Origin of the sequence: Longimicrobium sp. (genome assembly GCA_036377595.1) — a bacterium.
GTDB lineage: Bacteria > Gemmatimonadota > Gemmatimonadetes > Longimicrobiales > Longimicrobiaceae > Longimicrobium.
The window spans coordinates 42,661-68,289 of the sequence record DASUYB010000133.1 but is presented as its reverse complement, the minus strand read 5'-3'; the positions used below and the strand labels follow the sequence as shown (position 1 = coordinate 68,289).

The 25,629-nt window shown below is 73.1% G+C and carries 20 protein-coding genes; 12 read left to right on the top strand and 8 right to left on the bottom strand.

Features of this window, described 5'->3' with window-relative positions; genetic code table 11:
* Nucleotides 1-164 precede the first annotated feature (164 nt).
* From VF092_24120 to VF092_24110, 3 genes are read right to left on the bottom strand one after another with little or no spacing between them, the layout of a single operon-like run.
* The gene (locus tag VF092_24120) at nucleotides 165-3,419 is read right to left on the bottom strand and encodes an error-prone DNA polymerase (GenBank protein ID HEX6750402.1); all 3,255 of its coding nucleotides are present in this window, start codon (nucleotides 3,417-3,419) and stop codon (nucleotides 165-167) included.
* A 54-nt stretch (nucleotides 3,420-3,473) separates the two neighbouring features.
* Nucleotides 3,474-4,883, bottom strand: a complete 1,410-nt coding sequence (locus VF092_24115) for a hypothetical protein (protein HEX6750401.1) — start codon at nucleotides 4,881-4,883, stop codon at nucleotides 3,474-3,476.
* Nucleotides 4,816-5,559 carry a hypothetical protein gene (locus tag VF092_24110; protein HEX6750400.1) on the bottom strand — a complete coding sequence of 248 codons (744 nt, stop codon included), beginning with the start codon at nucleotides 5,557-5,559 and terminating at the stop codon, nucleotides 4,816-4,818. The genes VF092_24115 and VF092_24110 overlap by 68 nt, the downstream gene beginning before the upstream one ends.
* A gap of 593 nt (nucleotides 5,560-6,152) precedes the next feature.
* Between VF092_24110 and VF092_24105 the strand changes: the two genes are divergently transcribed.
* The 3 genes from VF092_24105 to VF092_24095 all read left to right on the top strand — a co-directional run bounded on the left by VF092_24105 (nucleotide 6,153) and on the right by VF092_24095 (nucleotide 9,274).
* Nucleotides 6,153-6,731, top strand: a complete 579-nt coding sequence (locus VF092_24105) for a DUF2383 domain-containing protein (GenBank protein HEX6750399.1) — start codon at nucleotides 6,153-6,155, stop codon at nucleotides 6,729-6,731.
* A gap of 350 nt (nucleotides 6,732-7,081) precedes the next feature.
* Complete coding sequence (locus tag VF092_24100; protein HEX6750398.1) at nucleotides 7,082-7,978, top strand: cyanophycinase; 897 nt, start codon at nucleotides 7,082-7,084, stop codon at nucleotides 7,976-7,978.
* A gap of 18 nt (nucleotides 7,979-7,996) precedes the next feature.
* On the top strand, nucleotides 7,997-9,274 hold the full coding sequence (locus VF092_24095) for an FAD-dependent oxidoreductase (GenBank protein HEX6750397.1): 1,278 nt from the start codon (nucleotides 7,997-7,999) through the stop codon (nucleotides 9,272-9,274).
* 120 nt (nucleotides 9,275-9,394) lie between these two features.
* Here the strand turns inward: VF092_24095 and VF092_24090 are convergent, their stop codons facing one another.
* Together VF092_24090 and VF092_24085 are read right to left on the bottom strand one after the other, a co-directional pair.
* On the bottom strand, nucleotides 9,395-9,874 hold the full coding sequence (locus tag VF092_24090; GenBank protein ID HEX6750396.1) for an SRPBCC family protein: 480 nt from the start codon (nucleotides 9,872-9,874) through the stop codon (nucleotides 9,395-9,397).
* The gene (locus VF092_24085; GenBank protein HEX6750395.1) at nucleotides 9,871-10,182 is read right to left on the bottom strand and encodes a metalloregulator ArsR/SmtB family transcription factor; all 312 of its coding nucleotides are present in this window, start codon (nucleotides 10,180-10,182) and stop codon (nucleotides 9,871-9,873) included. Before VF092_24085 ends, VF092_24090 begins: the two co-directional genes overlap by 4 nt.
* A 265-nt stretch (nucleotides 10,183-10,447) precedes the next feature.
* Here VF092_24085 and VF092_24080 point away from each other — a divergent pair, with 265 nt between their 5' ends.
* From VF092_24080 to cphA, 3 genes are all read left to right on the top strand, one after another.
* On the top strand, nucleotides 10,448-12,076 hold the full coding sequence (locus VF092_24080; protein HEX6750394.1) for a S8 family peptidase: 1,629 nt from the start codon (nucleotides 10,448-10,450) through the stop codon (nucleotides 12,074-12,076).
* Between the two features lie 287 nt (nucleotides 12,077-12,363).
* Nucleotides 12,364-12,558, top strand: a complete 195-nt coding sequence (locus VF092_24075) for a hypothetical protein (protein ID HEX6750393.1) — start codon at nucleotides 12,364-12,366, stop codon at nucleotides 12,556-12,558.
* Nucleotides 12,559-12,596: 38 nt separating this feature from the next.
* Nucleotides 12,597-15,266 (top strand): cyanophycin synthetase, encoded by a 2,670-nt coding sequence (gene cphA, locus VF092_24070; protein HEX6750392.1) that lies wholly within the window; start codon nucleotides 12,597-12,599, stop codon nucleotides 15,264-15,266.
* A 138-nt stretch (nucleotides 15,267-15,404) separates the two neighbouring features.
* Here cphA and VF092_24065 read toward each other — a convergent pair whose 3' ends face one another.
* From VF092_24065 to VF092_24055, 3 genes are read right to left on the bottom strand one after another with little or no spacing between them, the layout of a single operon-like run.
* On the bottom strand, nucleotides 15,405-16,400 hold the full coding sequence (locus VF092_24065) for a hypothetical protein (protein ID HEX6750391.1): 996 nt from the start codon (nucleotides 16,398-16,400) through the stop codon (nucleotides 15,405-15,407).
* Nucleotides 16,397-17,512, bottom strand: a complete 1,116-nt coding sequence (locus tag VF092_24060; GenBank protein ID HEX6750390.1) for a glycosyltransferase family 4 protein — start codon at nucleotides 17,510-17,512, stop codon at nucleotides 16,397-16,399. Before VF092_24060 ends, VF092_24065 begins: the two co-directional genes overlap by 4 nt.
* Nucleotides 17,509-18,627 (bottom strand): glycosyltransferase family 4 protein, encoded by a 1,119-nt coding sequence (locus VF092_24055; GenBank protein HEX6750389.1) that lies wholly within the window; start codon nucleotides 18,625-18,627, stop codon nucleotides 17,509-17,511. Before VF092_24055 ends, VF092_24060 begins: the two co-directional genes overlap by 4 nt.
* A gap of 538 nt (nucleotides 18,628-19,165) precedes the next feature.
* On the opposite strand from VF092_24055, the gene VF092_24050 reads away from it, so the two are divergent.
* The 6 genes from VF092_24050 (at nucleotide 19,166) to VF092_24025 (ending at nucleotide 25,600) form a co-directional block, all read left to right on the top strand.
* Nucleotides 19,166-20,587 (top strand): radical SAM protein, encoded by a 1,422-nt coding sequence (locus VF092_24050; GenBank protein HEX6750388.1) that lies wholly within the window; start codon nucleotides 19,166-19,168, stop codon nucleotides 20,585-20,587.
* Nucleotides 20,587-21,432 carry a class I SAM-dependent methyltransferase gene (locus VF092_24045; protein ID HEX6750387.1) on the top strand — a complete coding sequence of 282 codons (846 nt, stop codon included), beginning with the start codon at nucleotides 20,587-20,589 and terminating at the stop codon, nucleotides 21,430-21,432. Before VF092_24050 ends, VF092_24045 begins: the two co-directional genes overlap by 1 nt.
* Nucleotides 21,429-22,241, top strand: coding sequence for a class I SAM-dependent methyltransferase (locus VF092_24040; protein ID HEX6750386.1), 813 nt, complete (start codon nucleotides 21,429-21,431; stop codon nucleotides 22,239-22,241). The genes VF092_24045 and VF092_24040 overlap by 4 nt, the downstream gene beginning before the upstream one ends.
* Nucleotides 22,238-23,761 carry a radical SAM protein gene (locus tag VF092_24035; protein HEX6750385.1) on the top strand — a complete coding sequence of 508 codons (1,524 nt, stop codon included), beginning with the start codon at nucleotides 22,238-22,240 and terminating at the stop codon, nucleotides 23,759-23,761. Before VF092_24040 ends, VF092_24035 begins: the two co-directional genes overlap by 4 nt.
* Entirely contained in the window at nucleotides 23,758-24,459 is a 702-nt protein-coding gene (locus VF092_24030) for a methyltransferase domain-containing protein (protein ID HEX6750384.1), read from the top strand. The genes VF092_24035 and VF092_24030 overlap by 4 nt, the downstream gene beginning before the upstream one ends.
* Before the next feature lie 106 nt (nucleotides 24,460-24,565).
* Nucleotides 24,566-25,600: an amidohydrolase family protein gene (locus tag VF092_24025; protein HEX6750383.1), complete on the top strand. Its 1,035-nt coding sequence runs from the start codon at nucleotides 24,566-24,568 to the stop codon at nucleotides 25,598-25,600.
* Nucleotides 25,601-25,629: the final 29 nt, after the last annotated feature.

Genomic DNA, 25,629 nt, shown 5'->3' with positions numbered 1-25,629 from the left:
TGAGCTGTCGGATGGCGCATCGGTGGAAACGCCGGAGTGGAGCGAAGATGCGACGGCGGCGCGCCGGCGGAGGTGGGGCGTGCGAGCGGGAGCGTGCCGCCGCGCCGGATGCGTCAGGATGGGGACAGGATGGGCAAGAGCGGCGTCGCGAGATCCGCCGCCGGCTAGTGGTAGTCGTGCGAGGAGACCACCGCGGCGGCGTCGTGGAGCTTGAGGGGGTAGAACTGCTCGGCCTTGAGGTTGGTGACGCCGTCCTCCTTTCCCAGTCTCCCGCGCACGGCCAGGATCCCGTTGCCGTTGATGGTCTCGCGCTGCTCGGCGTAGACCTTGGGGTTGACGATCACGTCCATGCGCCCCGTTTCGTCTTCCAGTCCCACGAACACGAAGCCCTTGGCGGTGCCGGGGCGCTGGCGCACGATCACCACGCCCGCCGTCGTGACGCGCTCGCCGTTGGCCAGGCGCGGGTCGTCACGCAGCTCGGCCAGGGTGCGCACCTCCATCGTCTCCAGCCACTCGCGCAGGTGGCGCATGGGGTGGCCGTCGAGGTCGAAGCCGGTGGTGTGGTGCGACATCAGCGTGCGCTCGCTGGGCCCCAGCGCGGGGATGTGCTCGTCGAAGCGCACGTCCGCGGGCGCCAGCGGGCCGCCGCTCTTCCGCGCGCGCAGCTCGCCGAGGACGGTCCACAGCGCCTGCCGCGGCCCCCCGGGAATCCAGGTGCGGAACGCGCCGGCCGCCGCCAGCGCGCGCAGCCCCGCCTCGCTGTCGAAGCGCGCCACCACGTCCGCCGCCGAGATGAACGGCCCGCACTCGAGCTCCGCCTTCAGCCTCGCCCCCGTGACGGAGCCGAGGCCGCGGACGTATCTAAGGCCGATGCGGACGGCGGGAGAAGAAGTGCCCAGTGCCCAGTGCCCAGTGCCCAGTGGAAGACTCACAGTTACTGGGCACTGGGCACTGGGCACTGGGCACTTCTCCGGGTACTTCTCCATCGTGCAATCCCACGCCGAAACCGAAAGATCGATCGGCAGCACCGTCACCCCGTGCGCCTTGGCGTCGTGGATCAGCGTGGACACGGGGTAGAAGCCCATCGGCTGGGCGTTGAGGATGGCGCACAGGTACTCGGCCGGGTAGTACAGCCGCAGCCACGCGCTCGCGTACGCCAGCAGCGCGAACGAGATGGCGTGGCTCTCGGGGAAGGTGTAGCTGGCGCACGCCTCCAGCCAGCCCAGCACCTTCTCCGCCGCCTCGCCGCCCACGCCGCGCTCGGCCATCCCCGCGCGGATGCGCTCGGTGGCCTTCTGCATCTCGCTCGACGAGCGCTTGCGGCTCATCGCCCGGCGCAGCGCGTCCGCTTCTCCCGGGGTGCAGCCGCTGACCACGATGGCGCAGCGCATCAGCTGCTCCTGGAACAGCGCCAGCCCGTGCGTCCGCGCCAGCACCGGCTCCAGGTCGGGGTGGGGATACTCGGTCGGCACCTTCCCCCGCCGCCGCGCCAGCATCTCCTTCACCTGCCCCCCCAGCATCGGCCCGGGACGGATCGCCCCCACGCTGATCACCACGTCGTAGAAGCAGGTGGGGCGCAGACGGGGGAGGAAGTTGGCCTGCGCGCGGCTCTCGATCTGGAACAGCCCGATGGTGTCGGCCGCGCGGATCTGGCGGTACACAGCCGGGTCGTCCATCGGCAGCCGGCCCAGGTCGATCTCCACCCCGCGCCACCGGCGGATCAGCTGCACGCACTCGCCCAGCAGGCGCAGCATCCCCAGCCCGAGGAGGTCGAACTTCGGCAGCCCCGCGTCGGCGCAGTCGTCCTTGTCCCACTGGATCACCGTCCGCGCCTTCATCGACGCCGGCTCGATGGGGACGACGGACGACAGCGGCTTCGCGGAGATGACGAAGCCGCCGCTGTGGATCCCCCGGTGGCGCGGGAGGCAGTCGAGCCCGGCGACGAGGCGGACCAGGGCGCGCGCCCGCGGTCCGGCGGGATCGAGCCCGATGGCCGCGAGCGCCTTCCCCTCCGACATCTCCAGCCACTCGGCCGCCGTCCGGGCGCTCGCATGGCCGTCGACGCGCTTGGCCAGCCAGTCCGCCGTGGTCGCGGGAAAGCCGAGGACGCGCATCGCGTCGCGGATGGCCGACCGCGCGTGGTACTCCACGTGGGTGCAGACCATGGCCGCGTGGCCGCGGTCGTACTTCTCGTAGACGTACTGGAGGACGCGCTCGCGGGCGTCGAGCGCGGCGAAGTCGATGTCGATGTCGGGCGGCTCGGGGCGCTCGAGCGAGAGGAAGCGCTCGAAGAGGAGCGAGTGCGCGACCGGATCGACCGCCGTCACCCGCAGCGCGTAGCAGACGATGGAGTTGGCCGCCGAGCCGCGCCCCTGGCACATGATCCCCTGCTCGCGCGCGAAGCGGCAGATGTCCCAGCACACCAGGAAGTGGTCGGCCAGCCCCAGCGTGCGGATGGTGCGCAGCTCGTGCTCCAGCTGCCGCCAGTGCCGGTCCGACGCGTCCGGCAGCCGCTCGGCCAGCCCCACGCGGGCCAGGCGCTCCAGGTAGTCGTCGCCCGTCCGCCACTGCGAGGGAAGGGGGAAGGCGGGGTGGACGGGGCCGACTTTCGAGAAGCGGAATCCCTGGCAGCGCTCGGCGATCTCCAGGGTGCGGCGGACGCCGGCGGGCTCGGTGCGCCACCGCCGCGCCATCTCCTCGGGCCGCTGCAGGCACCACTCGGCCGAGGCGCGCAGCAGCCCGCGGCGGTGCGCCTCGTCGAGGGTGACCTGCGCGGTGACGCACACCAGCGCGTCGTGCACCGCGCGCGCGTCGGGGGTGGCGTAGTGCACGTCGTGCGTCACCGTCCACGGCGTCCCCGTCTCCTTCGCGAGATCCAGCAGGTCGGCGCAGAGCGAGGCCTCGGCGTGGGTGCGGTGGTCCCACAACTCCAGGTACAGGCGGTCGCCGAAGGCGTCGCGCCAGCGGCCGGCCTCGGCGCGCGCCTCGTCCCACCGCTCCGCCGCCAGCAGCCGGGGGATCCGCCCGCGCGGGCAGCCGGTCAATGCGACGAGCCCGGCGGCGTGCGCGGCGAGCTCGTCGAAGGTCACGCCCGGGATGCCGCGCGGGCTGCTCATCCGCCCCCGGGCGACCAGCGTGCAGAGGTTCCCCCACCCTTCGGGGTTTTCCACAAGCAGGGTGGCGTGAGAGCCGTCCGCCAGCGTGATTTCCGCCCCGAAAATGGATAAAATCCCGGCGCCCTCGCATGCCTTGTGGAAGCGAACGGCGCCGCCCAGGTCGTCGTGGTCGGTCAGCGCCAGCGCCCTGTAGCCGAGCTCGGCGGCGCGCTCGGCCAGCGCCTCGGGAAGCGAGGCGCCGTCGCCCAGCGAAAAGGCGCTGTGACAATGCAGTTCCGCGTAAATCCCTGAATCCATCGCCATTTACGAGAAATCCGCGCCCATTGCGCCGTGCCACGGAAGTGCATCGGGTCCGTCTCAGTCGTACCATCCCTCCAGGTACCATCCCCCCGTGGCGGCGTCGCGGTAGAGCAGCCCCAGCCACCCGTCGGGCGACTCGACGCGCCAGTACTCTCGCGCGGTTCCATTCGTCCACCATCCACCGGAAATGCGCTCCGGGCCTTGCGATCGAGTTTTCCACAATCCCGGTGGAAAACTCCCCTGCGCGCCCCCAAGTCCGGCTACTTCCACGGCTTGCAGGTCCACCCCCAGCGGACGCCGGTCTTCGCCCTCGCGGACGCGCACGGGGCGGGGGGCGGCGAGGCGGCGGAGGCACAGGTCCAGCGTCCCGCTCCCCAGCCGCGTCACCTCGTCGGGGGGGAGATCCGAAGAGGGGGGGTGGACGGCGGTGAAGCCCGCGATCCCCCCGCTCCCGCGCGCGTCCCAGGCCGCGTGCTCGGAGGGGAGATGGGCGCCGTGGTGGACGGCGCTGCTGAGCGCGCCGTCGCCCCAGCGCGCGAACACGGGGAGGAGCGCGGCGTGCAGCGCGCCGGGGTCGGGCGCGGGGGCGCGGAAGGCGTCGAGCTGGTCGGCGCGCGCCACGCCGTCTTCCGCCGCCTCCAGCCGCACCCCGGCGATGGGCGCCCCCGCCGGCGGCTCCTCGGCGGCGCGGCGGCAGAGGTCGGCCAGCACCCGCGCGTCCGCCGTCGGCCGCGCGGGACGGACCTCACGCGCGTCCTCCGTCTTCGCCACCCCGTCGACGGCGAGGACGAGCCGCAGCCGCGCGGGAATGCGCTGCCGCTCGGCCAGCTGCCGGCAGACGGCGTCGACCAGGCCGGGAAGGACGAAGCGCAGCGGCTCGGTGGACTCGATCGCCGGCTCGAACTCCGCCTCCGCCGTCACCAGCCCGGGCGCGGGGGGACGGAAGGGCCAGCGCGGGTCGACGGCCGACGCCAGGCGCCACGCGGCCAGCCCGGCCGAGCCGAAGCGCAGCTCCACGTCGGCCGCGCCGAGCTCCGCCAGCTGCCCGCAGGTGGAGATGCCGAGCAGCCCCAGCGTCTCGCGCAGGTCGCCGGGCATGGGGAGGATGGCCAGCGAGCGGCGGCGGAGATAGCGTGCGTCGGCGCCGGGGGGCACCACCCGCGCCTCGGCCCCCCGCTCGCGCGTGGCCGCCGCCGCGGCGATGCAGGTGCCGGCGATGCCGACGCGCGCCTCGAAGCCGGCCTCGTGCGCGGCGGCCAGGAGCGCGCGCGCCACGGCCGCGTCGCCGCCGCGGCGCTCCATCCCGCCGGCGTCGGCCCACAGCGCGCGGGGGTGCTCGCGCACGGGGGTCACGCGCGGGGCGGCGCGCAGCAGGGCGCCGGCCAGCGCGGCGCGCGCCTCAGCGCCGGGCTGCGGCGCGCCGGTCGGCGGCGCGGGGAGCCGTATGCAGGCGATTCGGCGGTTCATGGACGAGCTCGACGTGGCGTTCTCCCGTGCGTGCGCCCGCGGACCGGGCCAGCCGCACCCCCGAGCGCCGGCGGAAGCGCCCGCCGGTGCCCAGCCCCGCGCCCTCGCCCGCGCGGCGGAACTCCAGCCGCACGTCGGCGCGCCACCCGGGGTTGGGGTCCTCGGTGGAGACCAGCAGCGCCGCGTCGGTCTCGCGGGCCAGCGCGCGCAGCCGGTGCGCCTCGGTGGGGTCGGGCGCGGGGCCGTCGAGCACCACCAGGCCGAAGGCGCCGGTGCGCAGCAGCGCCTCGGCCACCCACGCGCCTTCCATCTCCCGGTCGGGCGTGGGCGGCCGGGCCACCCACAGCCCCGGCGCGGAGTGCCCGTCCGGGCCGCACCACGCCGCGGGATCGAGCGTGCGCGTGGCGTCGACCAGGGCCACGAGGGTCTCGCGGGTGGCGGCCTCCACCAGCGCGCGCACGGCGGCGGTGCGGCCGGAGGTGGGCTGGCCGCTCCACAGCGTGGCCGCGCCGCGGGGCACGCCGCCGGGAAGGAGCTGGTCCAGCGCGCGCACGCCCGTGCGGAAGCCGCGCTCCGGCGCCTGCTCCAGCCCCGGCAGCGGGCGGATGGCGGTGCCGAAGCGCTTCTCCAGCTCCACGCGGAGCCGGTCCAGGTCGTGTGCGGCTGCTGTTCCCACGGTGGCCCTTCGGTATCTTTCTCCGTTCCAGCGGCGGCCTCATCGGTGCGCCTCCGAAGCAAGAGTAATACCGAATATTTTCCGAAGCAAGCTGCCGGGGCCGCACACACCGTATAAGTTTGTATCTCGTTATGTAGTGGCAGTTTAGGAGAGTGTAAACTCTGGAGAAATGCGTCTACGGCGTGAAAGTTATTACGGTAAACATTCCTACTCCGATCACTTCGACGCCGCGGCGGGAGAGGGCCGGGAAGTGCACGCGGAGCGCGGTTGATCGGGTTCTGCAGATGCTGTTTACAGCGTAAACCATTGCATCGTTGCCGTCGTCCGACATTGCTTTTTTCTCACGCAGAGTTAGCAGAGTCAGCAGGGAAGGGCAGGAAAGGCGAGTGCTTACATGGAAAGAAATCTCACGCGGAGACGCGAAAGACGCGGAGAACTCACCGCAATGGGCTGAGTTTCTCCGCGTCTCCGCGTCTCCGCGTGAGAACCAGCGATTTCCGTCGTATAGCCTGGAATACGGACGGTGCGTCCGGTGCGGCACGGGATTCGCCAGCCCCACCGCCTCCCGGTGAACCCCAACGTGGAGGAGAGTGATGGCCGACGAACCCATGGGCGGCGCGGCACTGATCGCCGAGCTGAACGACCTGCTGCGGCTGGACTTCGACGCGATCGGCGCGTACACCATCGCCATCGAGAACTTCGAGAGCGTCACCTACCGCGAGACGCTGGAGGGCTTCCGCCGTGACCACGAGCGCCACGTGCGCGAGCTGACCGAGCTGGTGCGCGCCGCCGGCGGCACCCCCGCCGAGGCGCCGCACGCCTCCAGCAGCCCCTTCAAGCTGGCGGTGCAGGGGCTGGGCGCCCTCGCGGGGAGCGATCGCGCGCTGATCCTGGCGTTCAAGGCCAACGAGGGCGAGTCCGTGGCCAAGTACGCCGCCGCGGCCGCGCGCCCGCACGCCGAGAACGTGGCCGGCGTCCTCCGCCGCGCCGCCCGCGACGAGGAGAAGCACTACGAGTGGGCCGAGAGCCGGCTCAAGCGGCTCGATGCCGGCCCCGACACGCTGCTCGGCAAGGCGGAAGCCGTCGGCGAGGCCGTGCACGGCGCCACCGCCGCCACGATGGAGGGGATCGGCCGCAAGGTGGCCGAGATCGCGCACAAGGTGAAGAAGTAACCTGTCCGCGGACCGCTCCGGCTCGTCGGCTGGAGTGGGCCGCGCATCGACTGAAAACAGGATGGAGGGAGATGGCGGAGGCGCGGCGGAGCGTGGTGCTGCTGGGCGATTCGATCCTCGACAACGGCGCCTACACCGGCGGCGGCCCGCACGTCGCCGCGCAGGTGCACGGTGATCTACATGTAGAAGACCGTCATCTCCCCCGCGTCACCCCCTCTCCTGCTGTCGGGAGAGGGGGCCGGGGGGTGAGGGTCTCCGCGGTGTGCACCGAAGTGCGTCACCCTTGGCGTGATCCTTGAGACCTGTGCCGTGGACCGAGCGAACGGAGTGATGAACCGGATCGGATCACGATGGCAGGCACGAACGGCAAGCGGCGGATCGGGCGGCTGCTGGTGATCGGCGGGGCGGAGGACCCCGACGAGAAGGACATGTGCATCCTCCCCCGGCTGGTGAAGCTGGCCGGGGGGAAGTCGGCGCGGATCCTGGTCTGCTCGTCGCCGTCGGAGGAGCCGCACGACAAGATCCGCAGCTACGGGCCGCTGTTCCGGAAGCTGGGCGCCGCCGAGGTCATCCCCGCGCCCATCACCAACCGCAACGAGGCCGCCACGAAGGAGATCCTGCAGGGCGTGGAGCGCGCCACCGCCATCTTCTTCACCGGCGGCGACCAGCTGCGGTTGACGGCGCTGATGGCCGGCACCGACATGTGCGAGCGCATCCGCGAGCGGCTGTACGGCGAGGGGCTGGTGGTCGCCGGCACCAGCGCGGGCGCCGCGGCGATGAGCGGGGTGATGATCATCGGCGGCCGCGAGGAGGGCACCGTGCGCCGCGCCGACGTCTCCCTGGCGCCCGGGCTGGGCTACTGGCGCGACACCGTGGTCGACACCCACTTCAACCAGCGCGGCCGCCCCAGCCGGCTGTTCACCATCTTCGCCCACAACCCGCAGGTGCTGGGGATCGGGATCGACGAGAACACCGCCGTCGAGGTGGAGCCCGGCGAGCGCCTGACCGTGCTCGGCGAGGGCGCGGTGATGGTGCTGGGCGGCCGCGTCACCCACACCAACGCGCCGAGCGCGAGCGACGACGACACGTTGGCCATCACCGACGCGCTGGTGCACATCCTGCCGGACGGCTACGGGTTCGATCTCAAAACCGGGCGCCCGCTCTTCCCGAGCGGCGACCCGATCGAGGAGCCGCTGACCGCCAACGCGCAGCCCAGCCGCCGCGCGCGCGAGCGGCAGTCGGTCTGATCTCCATCCTCCAACGCGATGGCCACCCACCCGCCGCCGCCCGACGGCCCGCACGCGCGCCTGCCGCACCGCCCGCCCGTGCGCGTGGTGGGCGACCGCTGGAGCGCGCGCACGCACGAGGTGAAGGACTTCCTCGCGCGCAGCCGCATCCCCTACCACTGGTACGATCCCGCGGTCTCGCCCGAGGGCCGGCGCATCCTCGCGTCTCTTCCCGAAGACGAGCGCGCGCGCCTTCCCCTCCTCCTCTTCCCCGACGGCTCGCGGCTGGCGAACCCCTCTCCCGAGGCGCTGGCGGAGAAGGTGGGGATGCGGACGGAGCCCGCGGCGCCCTTCTACGACCTGGTGATCGCCGGGTGCGGGCCCGCGGGGCTGGCGGCGGCGGTCTACGGGGGATCGGAGGGGCTGCGGACGGTGATCGTGGAGCGCGAGGCGCCCGGCGGGCAGGCGGCGCAGAGCGCCCGGATCGAGAACTACCTCGGCTTTCCCGGCGGGATCAGCGGCGCCGAGCTCACGGAGCGGGCGATGGAGCAGGCGCGCGCGTTCGGGGTGGAGATCGTGGTCACCCGCGCGGCCGCGGGGCTGCACGCCGAGGGCGACTACCGCGGCGTGCGGCTGGACGACGGCGGCGAGCTGGGCGCCAAGGCCGTGCTCGTGGCGACGGGTGTCGCCTGGCGGACGATCGACGCACCCGGGTGCGGCCAGTACCTGGGGCGCGGCGTCTACTACGGCGCCGCGGCGGCCGAGGCGGCGGCGGTGCGCGGGCGCGACGTGTACATGCTGGGCGCGGGGAACTCCGCCGGACAGGCCGCGCTCCTCCTCGCCCGCTACGCGAAGTCGGTGACGATGCTGGCGCTGGAGGAGGATTTCGGCGAGCGGATGTCGCAGTACCTGCTCGACCGCATCCGCGCGGCGCCGAACGTGACCATGCGCCCGTGCTGCACTGTGGAGTCGGCGCGCGGAAACGAGCGGCTGCACGAGATCACGATCAAAAACGTCGGCACCGGCGAGACGCGCCAGGCCGCCTGCGAGGCGCTGTTCGTGTTCATCGGCGCCGCGCCGGAGACGGAGTGGCTGGGGGATGGCGTGATGCGCGACGACGCGGGCTACCTGCTGACCGGATCGCAGGTGCGCGGGCGCTGGCCGCTGGAGCGCGATCCGCTGCCGCGCGAGACCAGCTGCCCCGGCGTGTTCGCCGCTGGCGACGTGCGCGCGGGCGCCGTCAAGCGCGTGGGCTCGGCCGTGGGCGACGGCTCCGTGGCCATCACCTCCATCCACGAGTACCTGGCGGAGCGGTGAGGCCGCGGCTGGCGCAGTCCAGACGATCTAAACTGAATGGCTCACGCAGAGGAGCAGAGGCAGCAGAGGACACCGATCGGTTCTCTGCTGCCTCTGCTCCTCTGCGTGAGCCCGGTCTTTTCAGGATGACTTCGGCGGCTCGGGGACAGGGAAGGGCGGCAGCGGCCGGCCCGTTTCCAGCAGCGTCTTCAGGCCGCTCAGGATGATCGGCCACCCCTGCCGGCCACCCTCCAGCAGCTCCTCGGGGATGGGCGTGGGGTGCGCCTCCTCCATCGTCAGCCGCACCAGGCCGTCGCTCACCGGCTCGATGGTGTAGGTGACGACGGCCTCGGGCAGGTGCCGCATCTCCTCGATCCACTCCACCCGCCAGCTCAGCGACAGCCGCCGCGGCGGGTCCGCCTCCAGCACCTTCCCGGCGACGTCGACGCGCCCGTCCTCCATCCGCAGCGCCCACTCCGAGCCGGGCTTCCACTCCGACTCCACGCTCCGGCCGAAGAAGTAGCGGCGCGTGTACTCCGCGCTGGTCAGCGCCTCCCACACCCGCTCCGGGCTCGTGGCGATGTAGGTGACGTAGATGGTGCTCTGCGTGGTCAGGGTCATCGCTCCTCCTCCAGGCTCCGCTTCAGCGCGCCGAGCGCATCCAGCCGGGTGCGCTCGTACTTGCCGATCCACCGCTCGCTGATCTCGTGGATCGGCACGGGGTTGAGGTGGTGCAGCTTCTCGCGCCCCCTCCACCGGGTGACGACCAGGCCGGCCGCCTCCAGCACGCCCAGGTGCTTGGAGACCGCCTGCCGGGTCACCTCCATCTGCGCCGACAGCTCGCCCAGCGTCTGGCCGCTGCGGGCGTGCAGCAGGTCCAGCAGCCGCCTGCGGCCCGGATCGGCCAGCGCTCGGAAGACGGCGTCCATGTCGGCATCCACGCCTCTCAATATGCAACCGCGCGGTTGCATGTCAACCCGGACTGGCCCCGGGCGTCTCCGGGCGGTATCGTCGTTCCCGGTTTTGATGATCGGGAAGGAGAGGGATGGGGCGGGGAACGCCTGATCCCGCCACGTGCGAGGTTCGTCCCATCTCCCTGCCGGCCGGAACCCCTCCGGCGCATCGGATGTACTGAGCACACAAGGCCGCCGCGCGCCCCGAGCGCGGCGGCTGTTCTTCAACCCCGGTCCCTCGATGAAGCCTTTCCGCCGTCTCTTCGTGCCGGCGCTCGCGCTGGTCCTTGCCCCTTCGCTCGGCCTCGCGCAGCAGGACGCGCCCGCCGACACCACCACCAACGAGCCGCCGCGGAACTGGTGGCAGCTGGACCCCGTCTCCAACCACGTCAACGGGATCGGGCTCGACCGCGCCTATGCCGAGCTGCTGCCGGGGAAGACGGCGCGCCCGGTGGTGGTGGCCATCATCGACTCGGGCGTCGACATCGCCCACCCCGATCTCGCGCCCAATGTCTGGACCAACCCGCGCGAGGTGGCGGGGAACGGCCGCGACGACGACAACAACGGCTACGTCGACGACGTGCACGGGTGGGACTTCATCGGCGGCCGCGACGGGCGTGACGTGGACCACGACACCTACGAGTCGGTGCGCATCTACGCCCGCCTGCGCGCGAAGTACGAGAACGTGAATCCCGCCACGCTCGACGCCGCCGGCCGGCGCGAGTACCAGCTCTTCCAGGACGCCAAGCGCAAGCTCGACGCCGACCGCGCCCGGGCGGCGCAGGAGCTGGCGGCGGTCAAGCAGATCCTCCCGCAGCTGCAGCAGCTGGAGGCGGTCATCCGCCCCGCGCTGAACGGCGACTCGCTGACGGAGGAGAACGTGCGGCGGCTGCGCTCGGTACGGCTCGACGTGCAGCAGGCCCGCGAGCGCTGGCTCTCGGCGGCCGAGCAGGGGTGGACGGTGGAATCGCTCTCGGAGTACAAGCGCGACCAGGAGAACAAGCTGCAGTACGGGCTGAACCCGTCGTTCAACCCGCGCCCCATCGTGGGCGACGACACCACCAACCTGAACGAGCGCGGCTACGGCAACGCCGAGGTCACCGGCCCCGACGCCACCCACGGCACGCACGTGGCGGGGATCATCGGCGCGGTGCGTGGCAACAACGCGGGGCTGAACGGGATCGCCCCGGCGGTGCGGCTGATGATCCTGCGTGCCGTGCCCGACGGCGACGAGCGCGACAAGGACATCGCCAACGCCATCCGCTACGCGGCCGACAACGGCGCGCAGATCATCAACATGAGCTTCGGCAAGGCCTACTCGCCGCAGAAGGGCGCGGTGGACGAGGCGGTGCGCTACGCCGAGGGCAAGGGCGTGCTGATCGTGCACGCGGCGGGGAACGAGGGCGCCAACCTCGACACCTCGCCCAGCTACCCCACGCGCACCTTCCTGAACGGCGGCACCGCGCGCAGCTGGATCGAGGTGGGCGCGTCGACGCCGGCGGGGGCCGACAGCCTGGCGGCCGACTTCTCCAACTACAGCCGCACGGGCGTGGACGTGTTCGCGCCGGGCGTGTCGATCTGGTCGACGGTGCCGAACAACCGGTACGAGCGGCTGCAGGGCACAAGCATGGCGGCGCCGGTGGTCACGGGCGTGGCGGCGCTGCTGCTGTCGTACTTCCCGAGCCTGACCGCCGCGGACGTGAAGGACATCATCATCCAGTCCTCCACGCGCTTCCCCAACCAGAACGTGGTGCGGCCGGGCGAGGGCGATTCGCGCGTGCCGTTCGCCAGCCTTTCCGTCTCGGGCGGCGTGGTGAACGTCTTCAACGCGGTGCAGCTGGCGCAGCAGCGGGCGGCCGCGCGCCGCTGAGCGTTCTTTTCGGGAGATGAAGATCGAGGGGCGGCCCCGGCATCGGGCCGCCCTTCGTGTTTCCGTGCATCCCTAGCCATTCCAACGGCAGTGATCACACGGAGGAAACGGAGGGAACGGAGGACTGACCTGAGTTCCTCCATTTCCTCCGTGTGATTTCATCGTTTTCTTCGTGCAAGGCGACGGAGTGCGCCGGGGGTGGCATGCTCTCTGCGCCCTTCGCGCACCCTGAATCGGGGCAACGTCTTACGCCCCACGCTGGCGCCAAGCAGCCGCAGGAAATCTCCGTGAACACCACCCAGCCGGGAGCCCGCGCGCAGGCCGCCTCCGAGGCCGCGCACGCCGACGCGGGCCGCGCCGCCCCGCGCCGCATCGACTGCGAGCCGGAGAAGGCGAGCGCGCCGGAGAAGGCGGCGCCCGCGCGCGGCGGCGGCGTGCGCGATCCGCAGGAGTGGCGGCAGCTCCGGAGCGCGCGCGGCTGACGCGCGCGCGGCCACCCCCCGGCTTCTCCACCTCCCCCATGTCCGACACACAGACGCAGTCCGCGGCCGGCCTGGCCGCCTTCGACCCCGAAGAGCTGCGCATCTCGCGGCTGCGGCCGCTGCGCGGGCCCAACTTCTGGCGCCTGGCCCCCGTCATCGCCTGCGACCTGACGCTGGGCGCGCTCGAGGACGTCCCGTCGACCGACCTCCCAGGCTTCAACGAACGGCTGGTGGAGCTGGTCCCCACGCTGCGCGACCATCCCTGCTCGCGCCCGGGCGAGGGCGGCTTCCTCGCCCGCCTCCACGAAGGCACGCATCTCCCCCACGTGCTGGAGCACGTCGCGCTGGAGCTGCAGACGCTGGCCGGGTGCGACGTCTCCTTCGGCCGCGTGGTGGAGAGCGGCGACCCCGGCGTGTGGTGGCTGATCGTGGCCTACGAGGAGGAGGACGTGGGGATGCAGGCGGTGCGCGACGCCGTCCGCCTGGTGCGCGCCTGCATCGCGGGCGAGCCGTTCGACGTGGACGGCACCGTGCACGACCTGCACGACCTGCTCGAGGCCGTGCGCCTGGGCCCGTCCACCGCCGCCATCGTGGACGAGGCGGTGCGGCGCGGCATCCCCGTCCGCCGCCTCAACTCCTTTTCCCTCGTCCAGCTGGGGCTGGGGAAGAACCTGCGGCGCATCCAGGCCGCCATGAGCGACTACACCAGCGCCATCGCGGTGGAGATCGCGCAGGACAAGGACGACACGCGCCGCGTCCTCGGCAACATCGGCCTCCCCGTCCCCCAGGGCGACACGGCGTCCACGCTCGACGGGGCGATCGAGGTGGCCCGCGAGATCGGCTACCCCGTGCTGCTGAAGCCGCTCGACGCCAGCCACGGCCGCGGCATCTCCGGGCGGCTGGACGGAGAGGAGGCGGTGCGCGCCGCCTGGCCGGTCACCAGTGCGTACGGGCGCCGCGTCGTGGTCGAGCAGTACGTCAGCGGGCGCGATTACCGTATCCTGGTCGTCGACGGGAGGCTCGTCGCCGTGGCGGAGCGGGTGCCCGCGCACGTGATCGGCGACGGGCGCAGCTCCATCCGCGCGCTGATCGACGAGGCCAACCGCGACCCCCGGCGGGGACGGGGGCACACCAAGACGCTCACAAGGCTGCCGAGCGACGGGGTGACGGAGGATTATCTGCGCACGCGCGGGCTCTCGCTCGACTCCGTCCCCGGGGCGGGGGCGCAGGTCTATCTCCGCGCGACGGCGAACCTGTCGACCGGCGGGACGTCGATCGACCGCACGGACGAGATCCATCCCGACAACGTGACCGCGTGCGAGATGGCGGCGGGGATCGTGGGGCTCGACATCGCGGGGATCGACGTGCTCTCCCCCGACATCTCCGTTCCCTTCCGCGAGAACGGGGCGGTGATCATCGAGGTCAACGCCGCGCCGGGACTGCGAATGCACACGCATCCCACCGAGGGGAAGCCGCGCAACCCGGGCGCGCCGATCATCGACATGCTCTACCCGCCGGGCGCGGGCTACACCATCCCCGTCATCGCCATCACGGGAACGAACGGGAAGACCACGACCACCCGTCTCACCGCGCACCTCTTCCGGCAGACGGGGAAGACGGTGGGGTTCACCACGACGGACGGCGTCTATCTCCAGAACCGGCTGGTGATGGAGGGCGACATGACCGGCCCCTTCTCCGCCAACATCATCCTCTCCAACCCGACGGTGGACGTGGCGGTGCTGGAGACGGCGCGCGGCGGGATCCTGCGCGCGGGGCTGGGGTGGGACGAGTGCGACGTGGGCGTGGTCCTCAACGTCTCGGCCGACCACCTGGGGCTGCGGGGGATCAACACGCTGGAGCAGCTGGCGGAGGTGAAGGCGGTGATCCCCGCCGTCGTCAAGCGCGAGGGGCACGCGGTGCTGAACGCCGACGACCCGCTGGTCTACGCGATGCGCGACCGCACGGGGGCCGACATCGTCTTCTTCTCGGTGATGCCGGAGGGCGGGAACGAGAAGTTCGAGGAGCACATCGCGCGCGGGGGGATCGGGGCGCGGATCGAGGAGGGGACGTTCGTGATCCGCCGCGGCCGGCTGCGCATCCCCATCGCCGGGGTGAACGAGGTGCCGCTGATGATGGGCGGCGCCGCGCGCTTCCAGCAGGGAAACATCCTGGCCGCCATCGCCACCGCGTACGTGCAGGGGGTGCGGTACGACACCATCCGCTCCGGGCTGCTGTCGTTCTTCCCCAGCCCGTCGATGACCCCCGGCCGCCTAAACCTGCTGCGCGTGGGCGAGACCCGCGTGCTGGTCGACTACGCGCACAACCCCGCCGCGGTCGCGGGGCTGATGCAGATGGTGGCCGACATCCCCGCGCGCCGCCGCATCGGGGTGATCGCCGTCCCCGGCGACCGGCGCGACGAGGACATCCGCGCGGTGGCGGCGCTCTGCAGCGGGCTGGACTACACCATCGTCAAGGAAGACTACGACCTGCGCGGCCGCCGTCCGGGCGAGGTGGCCGGGCTGCTGGTGGAGGGGCTGCGCGAGGCCGGCCTGCGCGGCGACCAGATCGAGCAGGTGGAGACCGAGGCCGACGCCGTCGCGCGCGCCCTCTCGCTGCTGGGCGAGGGCGAGCTGGCGGTGGTGCTGGCCGACGACGTCCCCGGCGTCCTCGCCCAGGTGCGGCCGAGGATGACGGGGTCGGGGATGTAGATTCTAAAAGACTTGATCTCACGCAGAGTTAGCAGGGTTAGCAGAGAAAAAGCTGCAGGAAACTGCAGTTCTCTGCTGACTCTGCTAACTCTGCGTGAGACTTTCTGTTTTGGATACTTGAGTTTTCGGTGGCCGGCCCTACGCGTCGATCTCGTCCAGCATGCGGTGGAGCAGGGGGATCGCATCCGCCGGGTGCGGGGGGAGCGTCATCCGCCAGCCGCCGCGCTCCACCAGCCGGCGCACGCGGGGGCGGATCGTCCCCGTGAAGTGGCTGAACCCCGGCTCCAGCCCCGACGTCAGCCGCCGCGTCATCTCCTCCGCGCCGACCCGCTCGACCTCCGCCTCCCCGCCGCGCGCGAGCAGGCAGACGCCGACGGGGCCGGCCAGCGGCCACTCCGCCGCGCCGTCGGTGCCGCGCAGCGACAGTGCCAGCTTGTGCTTGCCGTTCACCATCCGCGTCGGCGGCACGCCCGCCAGCTCGGGGAAGAAGCGCGCGGACGCGGGGTGCAGGTTCATCGCGCCGGGCATCCCCCACACGCGGAAGGGGCGCAGCTGCAGGAAGACGGCGTCCTCCGCCAGCACCCTCAACCCCGCCCGCCGCGCGGCGTAGGCCGTGGTGCTCTTCCCCACGCCGCTGGGCGCGGCCAGCAGCAGCGCCGTATCCCCACGCACCACCGCCGCGGCGTGCAGCGGCTCGCGGTCCTGCCGCGTCACCAGGAACAGCGCCATCGCCTCCAGCACCAGCGTGCGGAAGTGGCGCCCCTCGGCCACCAGCGCCTCGTCCACCTCGGCCACGGCCTCGCGCCGCAGCGCATCCGCGTAGCCGCGCACGGCGGGGCCCGAGACGATCAGCAGGTCGCGCCGGGGGACGCCGTGGTCCACCTCGCATCCCATCCCCACCCCTCGCCCCCCCGGCCGCACGCGGATGCGGATGCACGCGCGCCCGCCGCCCACGCTCAGCGACGGGTCGCGCTCCAGCACGCGCCACCACCCGAACGACTCTTCGGCCACCCGCACCACCTCGGGCGAGTTGGACTCGAAGCGCACCGGCACCCCCAGCACGGGCAGGGTGACGGCGGCGAAGTGGCGCGCGGGCGCCAGGCGGATGGCCAGGAGGGTGGGCTCGGGACTCACGACGTGCGCTCCCGGGTTCGGGTGAGCTCGCGGTAGATGTCCAGCACGCGCGCGGCGGCGCGGTCGGCGTCGTCGTGCAGCGCCCGCCGCTGCGCCGCGAAGGCCACGCGCAGGCGGCGCTCCTCGTCGCCCAGCAGCGCGGCGGCGGTCTCCGCCAGCGCGTCCGCGTCGCCTGCGGGGAAGGGGACGGCGGCCTCCGGCGCCCAGTCGGCCAGGTGCCCGACCGGCGTCCCCAGCGTGGGCACGCCGCAGAGCGCCGCCTCGAGCGCCACGATGGGGCCGCACTCGTGGCGGCTGGTGACCAGCAGCGCGTCGGCGCGCTCCATCAGCGGCCGGAGTCGCGCCTGGGGGAGGAAGCCGTGGAAATGGACGATGGAGGAGAGGCCGAGGTCCGCCGCCAGGCGGTGGACCTCGCCGCCGAGCAGGTCCTCGCCCACCACGTCCAGGCGGAAGGCCACGCCGCGGGCGCGGAGCGCGGCCATCCCCCGGACGAGCGTGCAGGGGTCCTTCACCCGGTTCAGCGAGCCGACGAAGAGGAGCCGCGCCTCCGCGCCGGGGCGTCGCCGCCGCGGGGGCAGCGGGGGCCACTCGTCCACGCCCACGCCGTACGGAACCCGCTCGGCGCGGACGCCGCGCGCGGCCATCAGGCGCACGTTGTAGTCGCTGTTGGCGGTCAGGTGCGCGGCCAGCGCGGCCACCGTGCGCAGCCGCAGCCGCCCGCCGGGGGTGCGGAGGAGCCCGTAGCCGATCTCGGGGAGCGCGGCCGCGTCGCCGCCCACCAGGTGCACGAGGGCGGGGCGGCGCAGCAGCCGCCCGGCCGCCGCGGCCACCAGCCCGGGGCCGCACCACACGCCGTGCATCACCGCGAACGGCCTGCGCCGGTGCTCGGCCACCAGGTCGCGGAGCGCGCGGGCGGCGGAGCGCGGCCGCCCCGCGTTGTGCACCGTGGCGCCCCGTAGCGGCCACGTCCCCGCCTCCGATTCCTGGTGGAAGGCGAAGACGTGCAGCTCGTGCTCGCGCGCCACCCGGCCGATCATCCCCAGCAGCACGGGGATCACCCGCTCCGTGCCGCCGCGGTCCACCCCGCCGGGCACCACCATCGCCACCTTCACGGCCGCCTCCCGGCCACCGCGGCGTACGCCGCCCCCAGCTCGCGCGCGAGCGCCGCGGGCGACAGGTGCGCCGCGAAGTGCGCCGTCGCCCGCGCCCGCAACTCCGCCTGCGACCGCGCGGCGAAGGCCAGGATGAGCCGCGCCAGCCCGTCCGCGTCGCCCGGCGCGAAGAGGCCGCCCACGGCGCCGCCGCGCGTCAGCCGGCGGAAGGCGGGGATGTCGGTCACCAAAGGAGTGGCGCCGCAGGCCAGCGACTCGAGCACCGCGTAGCCGCAGCTCTCGCGGCGGCTCCCCTGCACGAACAGGTCGGCCGCGCGGCAGAGCTGCTCCACCCGCGCGTGCGGCACCGGCCCCAGCAGCGCCACCCGCGCGGCCAGCTCCGGCTCCGCGGCCAGGCGCGCGCGCACCGCGGCCTCCAGCGGCGCGGTGCCGTAGCACATCCACAGGCGCAGCGCGGGGAGCCGTTCGCGGACGCGGGCGACGGCCTCGAGCACCGTCAGCGGGTCCTTGTTGGCGTCGAGGTGCCCCAGCCAGAGCAGGCACGGGTCGCCGCCGATCCCCGTCTCCCTCCGCGCCGCCTCGCGGTCGCCCGGGGTGAAGGCGGTGGTGGACTCCAGCACCTCGAACACCGGCGTCTCGGCCCGCAGCGCCCCCGCGGCGAAGAAGGGCTCGGCCTGCTCGCGCGCGGTGAAGAGCACGCCGTCGACCCGCGCCAGCGCCCAGCGCTGCACCGCGCCGCGCCACCCGGTCTTCGGCGGCTCGGAGTGGTCCTGCACCACCACCGCCGCGCCGTTGCCGCACAGCCAGCGCGCCTGCGGCATCCCCATCCCCTGCAGGTGCACCACGCGGGGGTGGAGCGCGCGGACGGCGGCCACGAGGCGGGGCTGGAGGCGGCGGGAAACGCGCGGAGGGAGCTCCGGCTCGGCCACGAAGCGGTAGCGCACGCCGTCGCGCGTGATCTCCTCGTCACGCCACGCGGCGTGGACCACGGTTACGTCGCACCCGGCGTCCGCGGCGGCGCGCGCGGCCAGCGGGAGCGCCGTCCACGTCTCCAGCAGCTCCGCGCCGCCGCGGCGCAGCGGATCGCGGTGGCAGCTCACCTGGACGACACGCATCGTCCCCTTCCGTGCGATGAGACCCCGCTTCGTGCCACGGACGTTTCAAGAGCCTTGACGGCGGCCCCGCGCACGCGAACCGTAGGTGCTACGTGCCTGCTACGTCGGCGGGAGACGCGGGGCATGGGTCGCGGGCGGGGGAAGGGTGCCGGGCGCGGCGGTTGCCTTGTTCGGGTGTTCGAACCGATCTACGTCACATCGAATGCCCGTGACAACGGCCATCGCCCGGAGGTGACCCGATCCAGGCGCCGGCGGCCCGGACGGCGCTGCGCCACGGCAGCCCAAGCGGCTGCCGGACAAGGAGTTGGCTCCTTTCTCCGCTCCGTCGGGGGAGACCGACGCGCGGCCCGCACCCGGCCCCTGCGTGCCTGGGCGCGAGCGGGGCCGTCGTCTCCTCTCCGCCCGCACCCGTCGCGGCGTGGCACATCCGCGCGGGGGAGCTGTCCCGCCCCGCGACAGCGCGACAATGATGTCCGGCCGCGCGCCGGAACCGTTCTCCAAGACCGCCTTGCGATCCGTCCACTTCCGGGAGGCCGCGTTGGCCCAGAACGCTCCGATCCTCGTCGCCCACTCGTACTTCCTTCTCCTCGACCCCAAGCAGGTCGAGAAGATGAAGCCCTACTCGCCGCTGGCCACGCTCATCACCGGGGCCGTGCTGCGCGAGCGCGGCCACCGCGTCGCCCTGTTCGACGCCATGCTCTCCGCCGGCCCGCACGAGTTCGCGGAGATGGTGGATGCGGTGCGGCCCCGCGTCGTGGCCATCGTCGAGGACAGCTTCAACTTCCTCACGAAGATGTGCACGCTGCGGATGCGCGAGGCGGCGCTGGAGATGGTGCGCGCCGCGAAGGCCGCCGGCGCCCGCGTGGTGATCAACGGCTCCGACCCCAGCGACCACCCGGAGATCTACCTCGCGGCGGGCGCCGACGCCGTGCTGCTGGGGGACCCGGAGAGCGGCGTTCCCGAGCTGGCCGAGGCGTGGCTCGCCGACCCCGATGCGCCGCTGGGCGACGTCGCCGGGCTGGCGCTGGCGAACGGCGACGCGCGCGCGTGGCGGACCAAGCCGCGTCCGGCCGTGCGCGACCTGGACGCGCTGCCGTTCCCCGCGTGGGACCTGGTCGACGCCGAGGTCTACCGCCGCGCGTGGACCGGGGCGCACGGGCGGCTGTCGTGGAACGTGGTGACCTCGCGCGGGTGCCCGTACGGCTGCAACTGGTGCGCGAAGCCCCTTTTCGGCCGCCGCTACGACCAGCGCTCGCCCGCCAGCGCCGCGGAGGAGATCCGCCGGCTGAAGGAGAGCGTCGCGCCCGACCACCTCTGGTTCGCGGATGACATCTGGGGGCTGACGGCGGAGTGGATCGCCGAGTTCGCGGAGGAGATCGGCATCCGCGACGCGCGCATCCCCTTCATGATCCAGACGCGCGTCAACCTGATGCGCCCCAACACCGTGGCCGCGCTCAAGGCCGCCGGGGCCGAGGAGGTGTGGCTGGGCGTGGAGTCGGGGTCGCAGAAGATCCTCGACGCGATGGACAAGGGGTCGACGATCGAGCAGGTGCGGACCGCTACGCGGACGCTCAAGGAGCACGGGATCCGCGCCTGCTGGTTCCTGCAGCTGGGCTATCTCGGCGAGGAGTGGGAGGACGTGCTGATGACGCGCGACCTGGTGCGCGACGAGCGCCCCGACGACATCGGCGTGTCGGTGGCCTATCCGCTCCCGGGGACCAAGTTCCACCAGAAGGTGCAGGCGCAGCTGGGGGTGAAGCAGAACTGGAGCGACACCAACGACCTGGCGATGCTCTTCCACGGCACCTACTCCACCGCCTTCTACCGCCGCCTGCGCGACGCGCTGCACGACGAGGCGCGCCCCGGCGCCGACCGCGCGGCGATGGAGCTCGTGTGGGCACAGTTGACGGCGGACGAGCCCGGGGAGCGCGCGCCCGAGCTGGCGGGGGCGCCGGCGTGATGGAGACGCGCGCGCTGCCGCCCGCCGCGGCGGCGTTCGACACCGTGGCGCCGAAGTTCGACGAGCGCTTCGGCGCGTGGCTGAGCGTCGCGGCCCAGCGCCGCGCGGTGCGGCGCGAACTGCTGCGCGCCTTCCCGGCCGGCGCGCGCGTGCTGGAGCTGGGCGGGGGGACGGGGGAGGATGCGTCGTACCTCGCGGACCACGGGCGTTCGGTCCACCTGACCGACGCCTCGCCCGCGATGGTGGAGATCGCCGCGCGGAAGCTGGCCGGCCGCGCCGCCCCCGCGACGGCGGAGGTGTGTCCCGCGGAGGAGATGGAGGCGCTGGCCGCGGCGCGCGAGGCCGCGGGCGAGGTGCCGTTCGACGGCGCGTTCTCCAACTTCGCCGCGCTGAACTGCGTGACCGACCTGCGCCCCGTCGCGCGGGGGCTGGCGCGGCTGCTGCGGCCCGGCGCGCCGGCGCTGCTGGTGCTCTTCGGCCCCTTCCCGCCGGGGGAGATAGTGACGGAGACGATCCTCGGCCGCCCGCGGGCGGGATTCCGCCGCCTCTCGCGCGGGGAGGTGGCCGCGCGGCTGGGCGGGCGCGAGTTCACCGTGCGCTATCACCGCCCGCGGGAGATCGCGCGCGCGTTCGCGCCCTGGTTCCGGCGGCGGCGTACGCGCGGCATCGGCGTCTTCGTTCCCCCCAGCGCCGCGGAGCCGTGGATCTCCCGACATCCCCATCTCCTTTCATTTCTGGAGATGATGGATCGCGCGGTGGAGGCGCCGCTCGCGCTGCTGGGCGACCACGTCCTCTTCCACCTGGAGCGGACGGACGCGCCCGCGCCGGCGGAGGACTCGCGATGACGGCGCAGGCCGAGGCGCTCGCCCGCTTCCGCGCGGAGTACGGCGCCCACCGCGCGGCCGAGGGGCGCGGTGCGGGCGGCGTCGCCGAGTTGCTGGCACTGCCGTACCTCGCGGAGGGGCCGACAGCGAGCCAGTGGGCCATCCGCTCGCGCACCTACGACGCGTTCGAGCGCCGCGTCCTGCGGCCGATGGCGCGCGCGGCAGGACGTCCCCTCCGCCTCCTCGACCTCGGCGCGGGGAACGGCTGGCTCTGCTACCGCGCCTCGCTGCTCGGCCACGCGGCGACGGCGATGGACGTGCGCGACGACGCGGTCGACGGGCTGGGCGCCGCCGCCGGGTACGATCCCCATCTCCCGAAGCTGTTCGGGCGGGTGGCGGCGAGCTTCGAGGCCATCCCCGCGGCGGACGCGAGCTTCGACGTCGCCGTGTTCAACGCGGCGCTGCACTACGCGCTCGACCTCCGCGCCGCGCTGGCCGAGGCGAAGCGCGTGGTTCGGCCGGGCGGGCGCATCGTCATCCTCGACTCGCCCTTCTATCGCCATGAGAAGGACGGGAGGGCAATGGTGGAGGAGAAGCGCCGCCACGCCGCGGCGCGCTTCGGCGGGCGCGCGGACGCGCTCACCGCGCTGCCGTTCATCGAGTACCTGACCGCGGATTCGCTCGCCGCCGCGTCGGCGCCGCTGGGCTTGCACTGGCGCCGGCACCGCGTCCGCTATCCGCTGGCCTACGAGATCCGGCCGCTCGTCGCCTTCGTCCGGCGGCGGCGCGCGCCGTCGCGCTTCGACCTCTGGGAGTGCACCGTCCCATGATCCTGTTCGTGAACCCGCGGGCCACCGCACCGAAGAACCGCCGCTTCCCGCTCTCCGTGATGTCAATCGGCGCCGCGCTGCCGGAGGGGACGGAGTGGGAGATCGTGGACGGCAACCGCCCCAGCATCGATCCGCTGGCCGAGATCACGCGCCACGTCGAGGCGCGCCGCGGGGGGCCGGACCCGGTGCGGGTGATCGCCTTCACCGTGATGCCGGGGCCGCAGCTGGTCGCCGCCGTGCCGCTGACGAAGCAGGTGAAGGCGCGCTTCCCCGAGATCCCCATCGTCTGGGGCGGCAACTTTCCCTCCCTCTATCCCCAGCCCGTGATCTCCGCCCCCTACATCGACTGGGCGATCCGCGGCCAGGGCGAGCACGCCTTCCGCGAGCTGCTGGAGGTGATGGACGGCGAGCGCGATCCCAAGACCGTCGCCGGGCTGATGTACCGCGACGCGTCCGGCGAGAACCGCATCAACCTGGAGCGCCCGTGGGTGGGGCCGGACGAGCTTCCCGATCCCCCGTACCACAAGATCCCGATCGACGACTACCTCCTCCCCACCTTCCTGGGGCGGCGGACGGGGGTGTACCAGGCGTCCATCGGGTGCCCGTACGGCTGCAAGTTCTGCGGGGTCATCTCCGTGTTCGGCAGCCGCGAGAAGCAGGGGCGCCCGGAGCGCACCGCGCGGCACCTCGAATGGCTGGTGAAGAACCACGGCATGGACGCCGTGCACTTCTACGACAACAACTTCTTCCTCAAGGAAGACCACGCGCTGGAGATCGCGGAACGGCTGACGCCGCTGGGGATCCGCTGGTGGTGCGAGGCGCGCGTCGACCTGATGCTGCGGCTGTCGGACGACACCTGGCGCGCGCTGAAGAAGTCGGGGCTGACGATGGTGTTCTACGGCGCCGAGTCGGGGAGCGACGAGGTGCTGAAGAAGATGAACAAGACGCTGACGATCGCGCAGACGCTGGAGATCGCCGCCAGGACGCGCGAGCACGGGATCATCCCCGAGTTCTCGTTCGTCCTGGGCGGGCCCGACGACCCCGCGTCGGAGATCGACACCACGCTCGGCTTCATCCGCAGGCTGAAGGCGATCAACCCGTCAATGGAGCTGATCACCTACTTCTACACGCCTACCCCGCAGCGCCGGGGGACGTACGGGAACGTCGACGCGGTGTCGATGACGCCCGACACGCTGGAGGAGTGGACGCAGCCGGAGTGGGTGAAGTGGATGACGCACGAGGACCCGCACGTCCCCTGGATGAACGGGAGCCTGCGGACGCGGGTGGAGAACTTCCGGCTGGTGCTGGACAGCCGCTTTCCCTCGCTGCACGACCGCCGCACGCGCGACTGGGGGAAGGCGCTCGGCAGGATCCTGGCGCGGAGGCGTTGGGAGAAGGGCGATTTCAGCGACGCCGCGCTGCTGAGGACCGTCCGCCGCTGGTCGCAGACCGCGCCGGAAGACACGCAGGCGTACGGGCACCTGCGCCCGCCCGCCGCGCCCGAGCCGGTGATGGCGTGAGCACGTCTGTCGCGCCGCCGCTCGCCCCGCGCGAGGCGTACCGCCTGTGGGCGCCCAGCTACGACGCCGAGACGGCCATCAGCTTCGTGGACGACCGGCTGGTGAGCGAATTGACGCCGCCGCCGGCCGGGCTGCGCCTGCTGGACGCCGGCTGCGGCACCGCCCGCCGCCTCCGCGCGCACGCCGACGCCGCGCTCCTCGCCGGCGCCGACCTGACCTGGGAGATGCTGGCCGCGGGGGCGCGGGAGGATGAGACGATGCGCCCGCTGCTGGCCGCCGCGGACGTGCGCGCGCTCCCCTTCGCGGCAGGGACGTTCGACGTCGCGTGGTGCCGCCTGGTCGTCGGCCATCTCCCCGCGCTCGACGCGGCGTACGCGGAGCTGGGGCGCGTGGTGCGCCGCGGGGGCACGGTGGTCGTCACCGACTTCCACCCCGACGCGGCGCGCGCGGGGCACACCCGCTCGTTCCGCGACGCAGGCGGCGCGGTGCACGACATCGAGCACCACGTCCACGAGCTGGACGATCACGTCCGCGCGGCGGCGGACGCCGGGCTGGAGCTGGCCGACTGGCGCGACGGGGTGATCGGCCCCGAGCTGCGCCCCTTCTACGCCGCCGCCGGCCGCCTCGACCGCTACGCCGCGGACGAAGGCCTCCCCGTGGTCCTCGCCCTCTCCTTCCGCCGCGCTCTCGACGCCTGATGGCGAGAACAGAAGGCCTCACGCGGAGACGCGGAGACGCGGAGAGAGCACTCCGCGCCTCCGCGTCTCCGCGTGAGGCTTCCGGTCGTCGCGCCTGCGCACGGTGATGCGCTTCCGCATCGAGGCGGCGAACGTGGCGGTGGGGGTGGACGGCGGCGTCATCGTCCCCGCGGACCGGCGGTTCGACGTGACGCTGCGCATCCCGGACGGCGAGGTGCGGCCGGGGCTGATCAACGCGCACGACCATCTCCACCGCAACCACTACGGCCGGCTGGGCGCGGGGCCGTATCCGAACGCGTACGAGTGGGGCCGCGACATCCACCGCCGCTTCGCGGACGAGATCGCCGCGGCGCGCGCCGTGCCGCGGCGCGAGGCGTTGCTGCGCGGCGCGTGGAAGAACCTGCTCGCGGGCGTCACCACCGTCGTCCACCACGACGCGTGGGAGCCGGATATCGAGCGCGGCTTCCCCATCCGCGTCGCCCGCGTCCGCACCGCGCACTCGCTCGGCTTCGAGCCCGATCTCACCCGCGCGGCCGCGCCCGATCCCTCCGATCCGGCGCGGCCACTCACCATCCACCTGGCCGAGGGTACCGACGCGCTCTCCGCCGCCGAGGTGCGCGAGATCGACCGGCTGGGGCTGCTGGACGAGAACCTGCTCGCCGTCCACGTCGTCGGCCCCGACGCGGACGGGATCGCGCGCTTCCGTGCGTCGGGCGCGGCGCTCGTCTGGTGCCCGACAAGCAACGCCTTCCTCCTCGGCCGCACCGCGCCGGCGGAGCTGCTCGCGCCCGGTGTGGACGTCCTGCTCGGCAGCGACTCGCTGCTGAGCGGCGACGGCAGCCTGCTCGACGAGCTCCGCGCCGCCCGTGCGACGGGCCTGGTGGACGACGCCCGCCTCCTCGACGCCGTCGGCGCCACCGCCGCGCGCCGCCTGCGCCTCCCGATCCCCTCACTGACCGTCGGTAGCCCCGCCGACCTCGCCGTCTTCCGCCGCCCCGTCCTCGAAGCGACGGAGGACGACGTCGCGCTCGTCGTCGTCGCCGGCCAGATCCGTGTCGCCGATCCCGTGCTGGCGGCGGAGCTGGGCACACTCGGGCTCACCCTAGACGGCAAGCGCGTGGCGGCCGGATCTCTCTCCTGAGGTGCCAAAAAGAAAACCCGGGCAGAGCT

Bases quoted from the DNA above. Each gene is read 5' to 3' on its own strand.
- VF092_24120 (HEX6750402.1), bottom strand. From the start codon at position 3,419: ATGGCGATGGATTCAGGGATTTACGCGGAACTGCATTGTCACAGCGCC.
- VF092_24115 (HEX6750401.1), bottom strand. From the start codon at position 4,883: ATGAACCGCCGAATCGCCTGCATACGGCTCCCCGCGCCGCCGACCGGC.
- VF092_24105 (HEX6750399.1), top strand. From the start codon at position 6,153: ATGGCCGACGAACCCATGGGCGGCGCGGCACTGATCGCCGAGCTGAAC.
- VF092_24100 (HEX6750398.1), top strand. From the start codon at position 7,082: ATGGCAGGCACGAACGGCAAGCGGCGGATCGGGCGGCTGCTGGTGATC.
- VF092_24095 (HEX6750397.1), top strand. From the start codon at position 7,997: ATGGCCACCCACCCGCCGCCGCCCGACGGCCCGCACGCGCGCCTGCCG.
- VF092_24090 (HEX6750396.1), bottom strand. From the start codon at position 9,874: ATGACCCTGACCACGCAGAGCACCATCTACGTCACCTACATCGCCACG.
- VF092_24085 (HEX6750395.1), bottom strand. From the start codon at position 10,182: ATGGACGCCGTCTTCCGAGCGCTGGCCGATCCGGGCCGCAGGCGGCTG.
- VF092_24080 (HEX6750394.1), top strand. From the start codon at position 10,448: ATGAAGCCTTTCCGCCGTCTCTTCGTGCCGGCGCTCGCGCTGGTCCTT.
- cphA (HEX6750392.1), top strand. From the start codon at position 12,597: ATGTCCGACACACAGACGCAGTCCGCGGCCGGCCTGGCCGCCTTCGAC.
- VF092_24055 (HEX6750389.1), bottom strand. From the start codon at position 18,627: ATGCGTGTCGTCCAGGTGAGCTGCCACCGCGATCCGCTGCGCCGCGGC.
- VF092_24045 (HEX6750387.1), top strand. From the start codon at position 20,587: ATGGAGACGCGCGCGCTGCCGCCCGCCGCGGCGGCGTTCGACACCGTG.
- VF092_24040 (HEX6750386.1), top strand. From the start codon at position 21,429: ATGACGGCGCAGGCCGAGGCGCTCGCCCGCTTCCGCGCGGAGTACGGC.
- VF092_24035 (HEX6750385.1), top strand. From the start codon at position 22,238: ATGATCCTGTTCGTGAACCCGCGGGCCACCGCACCGAAGAACCGCCGC.
- VF092_24025 (HEX6750383.1), top strand. From the start codon at position 24,566: ATGCGCTTCCGCATCGAGGCGGCGAACGTGGCGGTGGGGGTGGACGGC.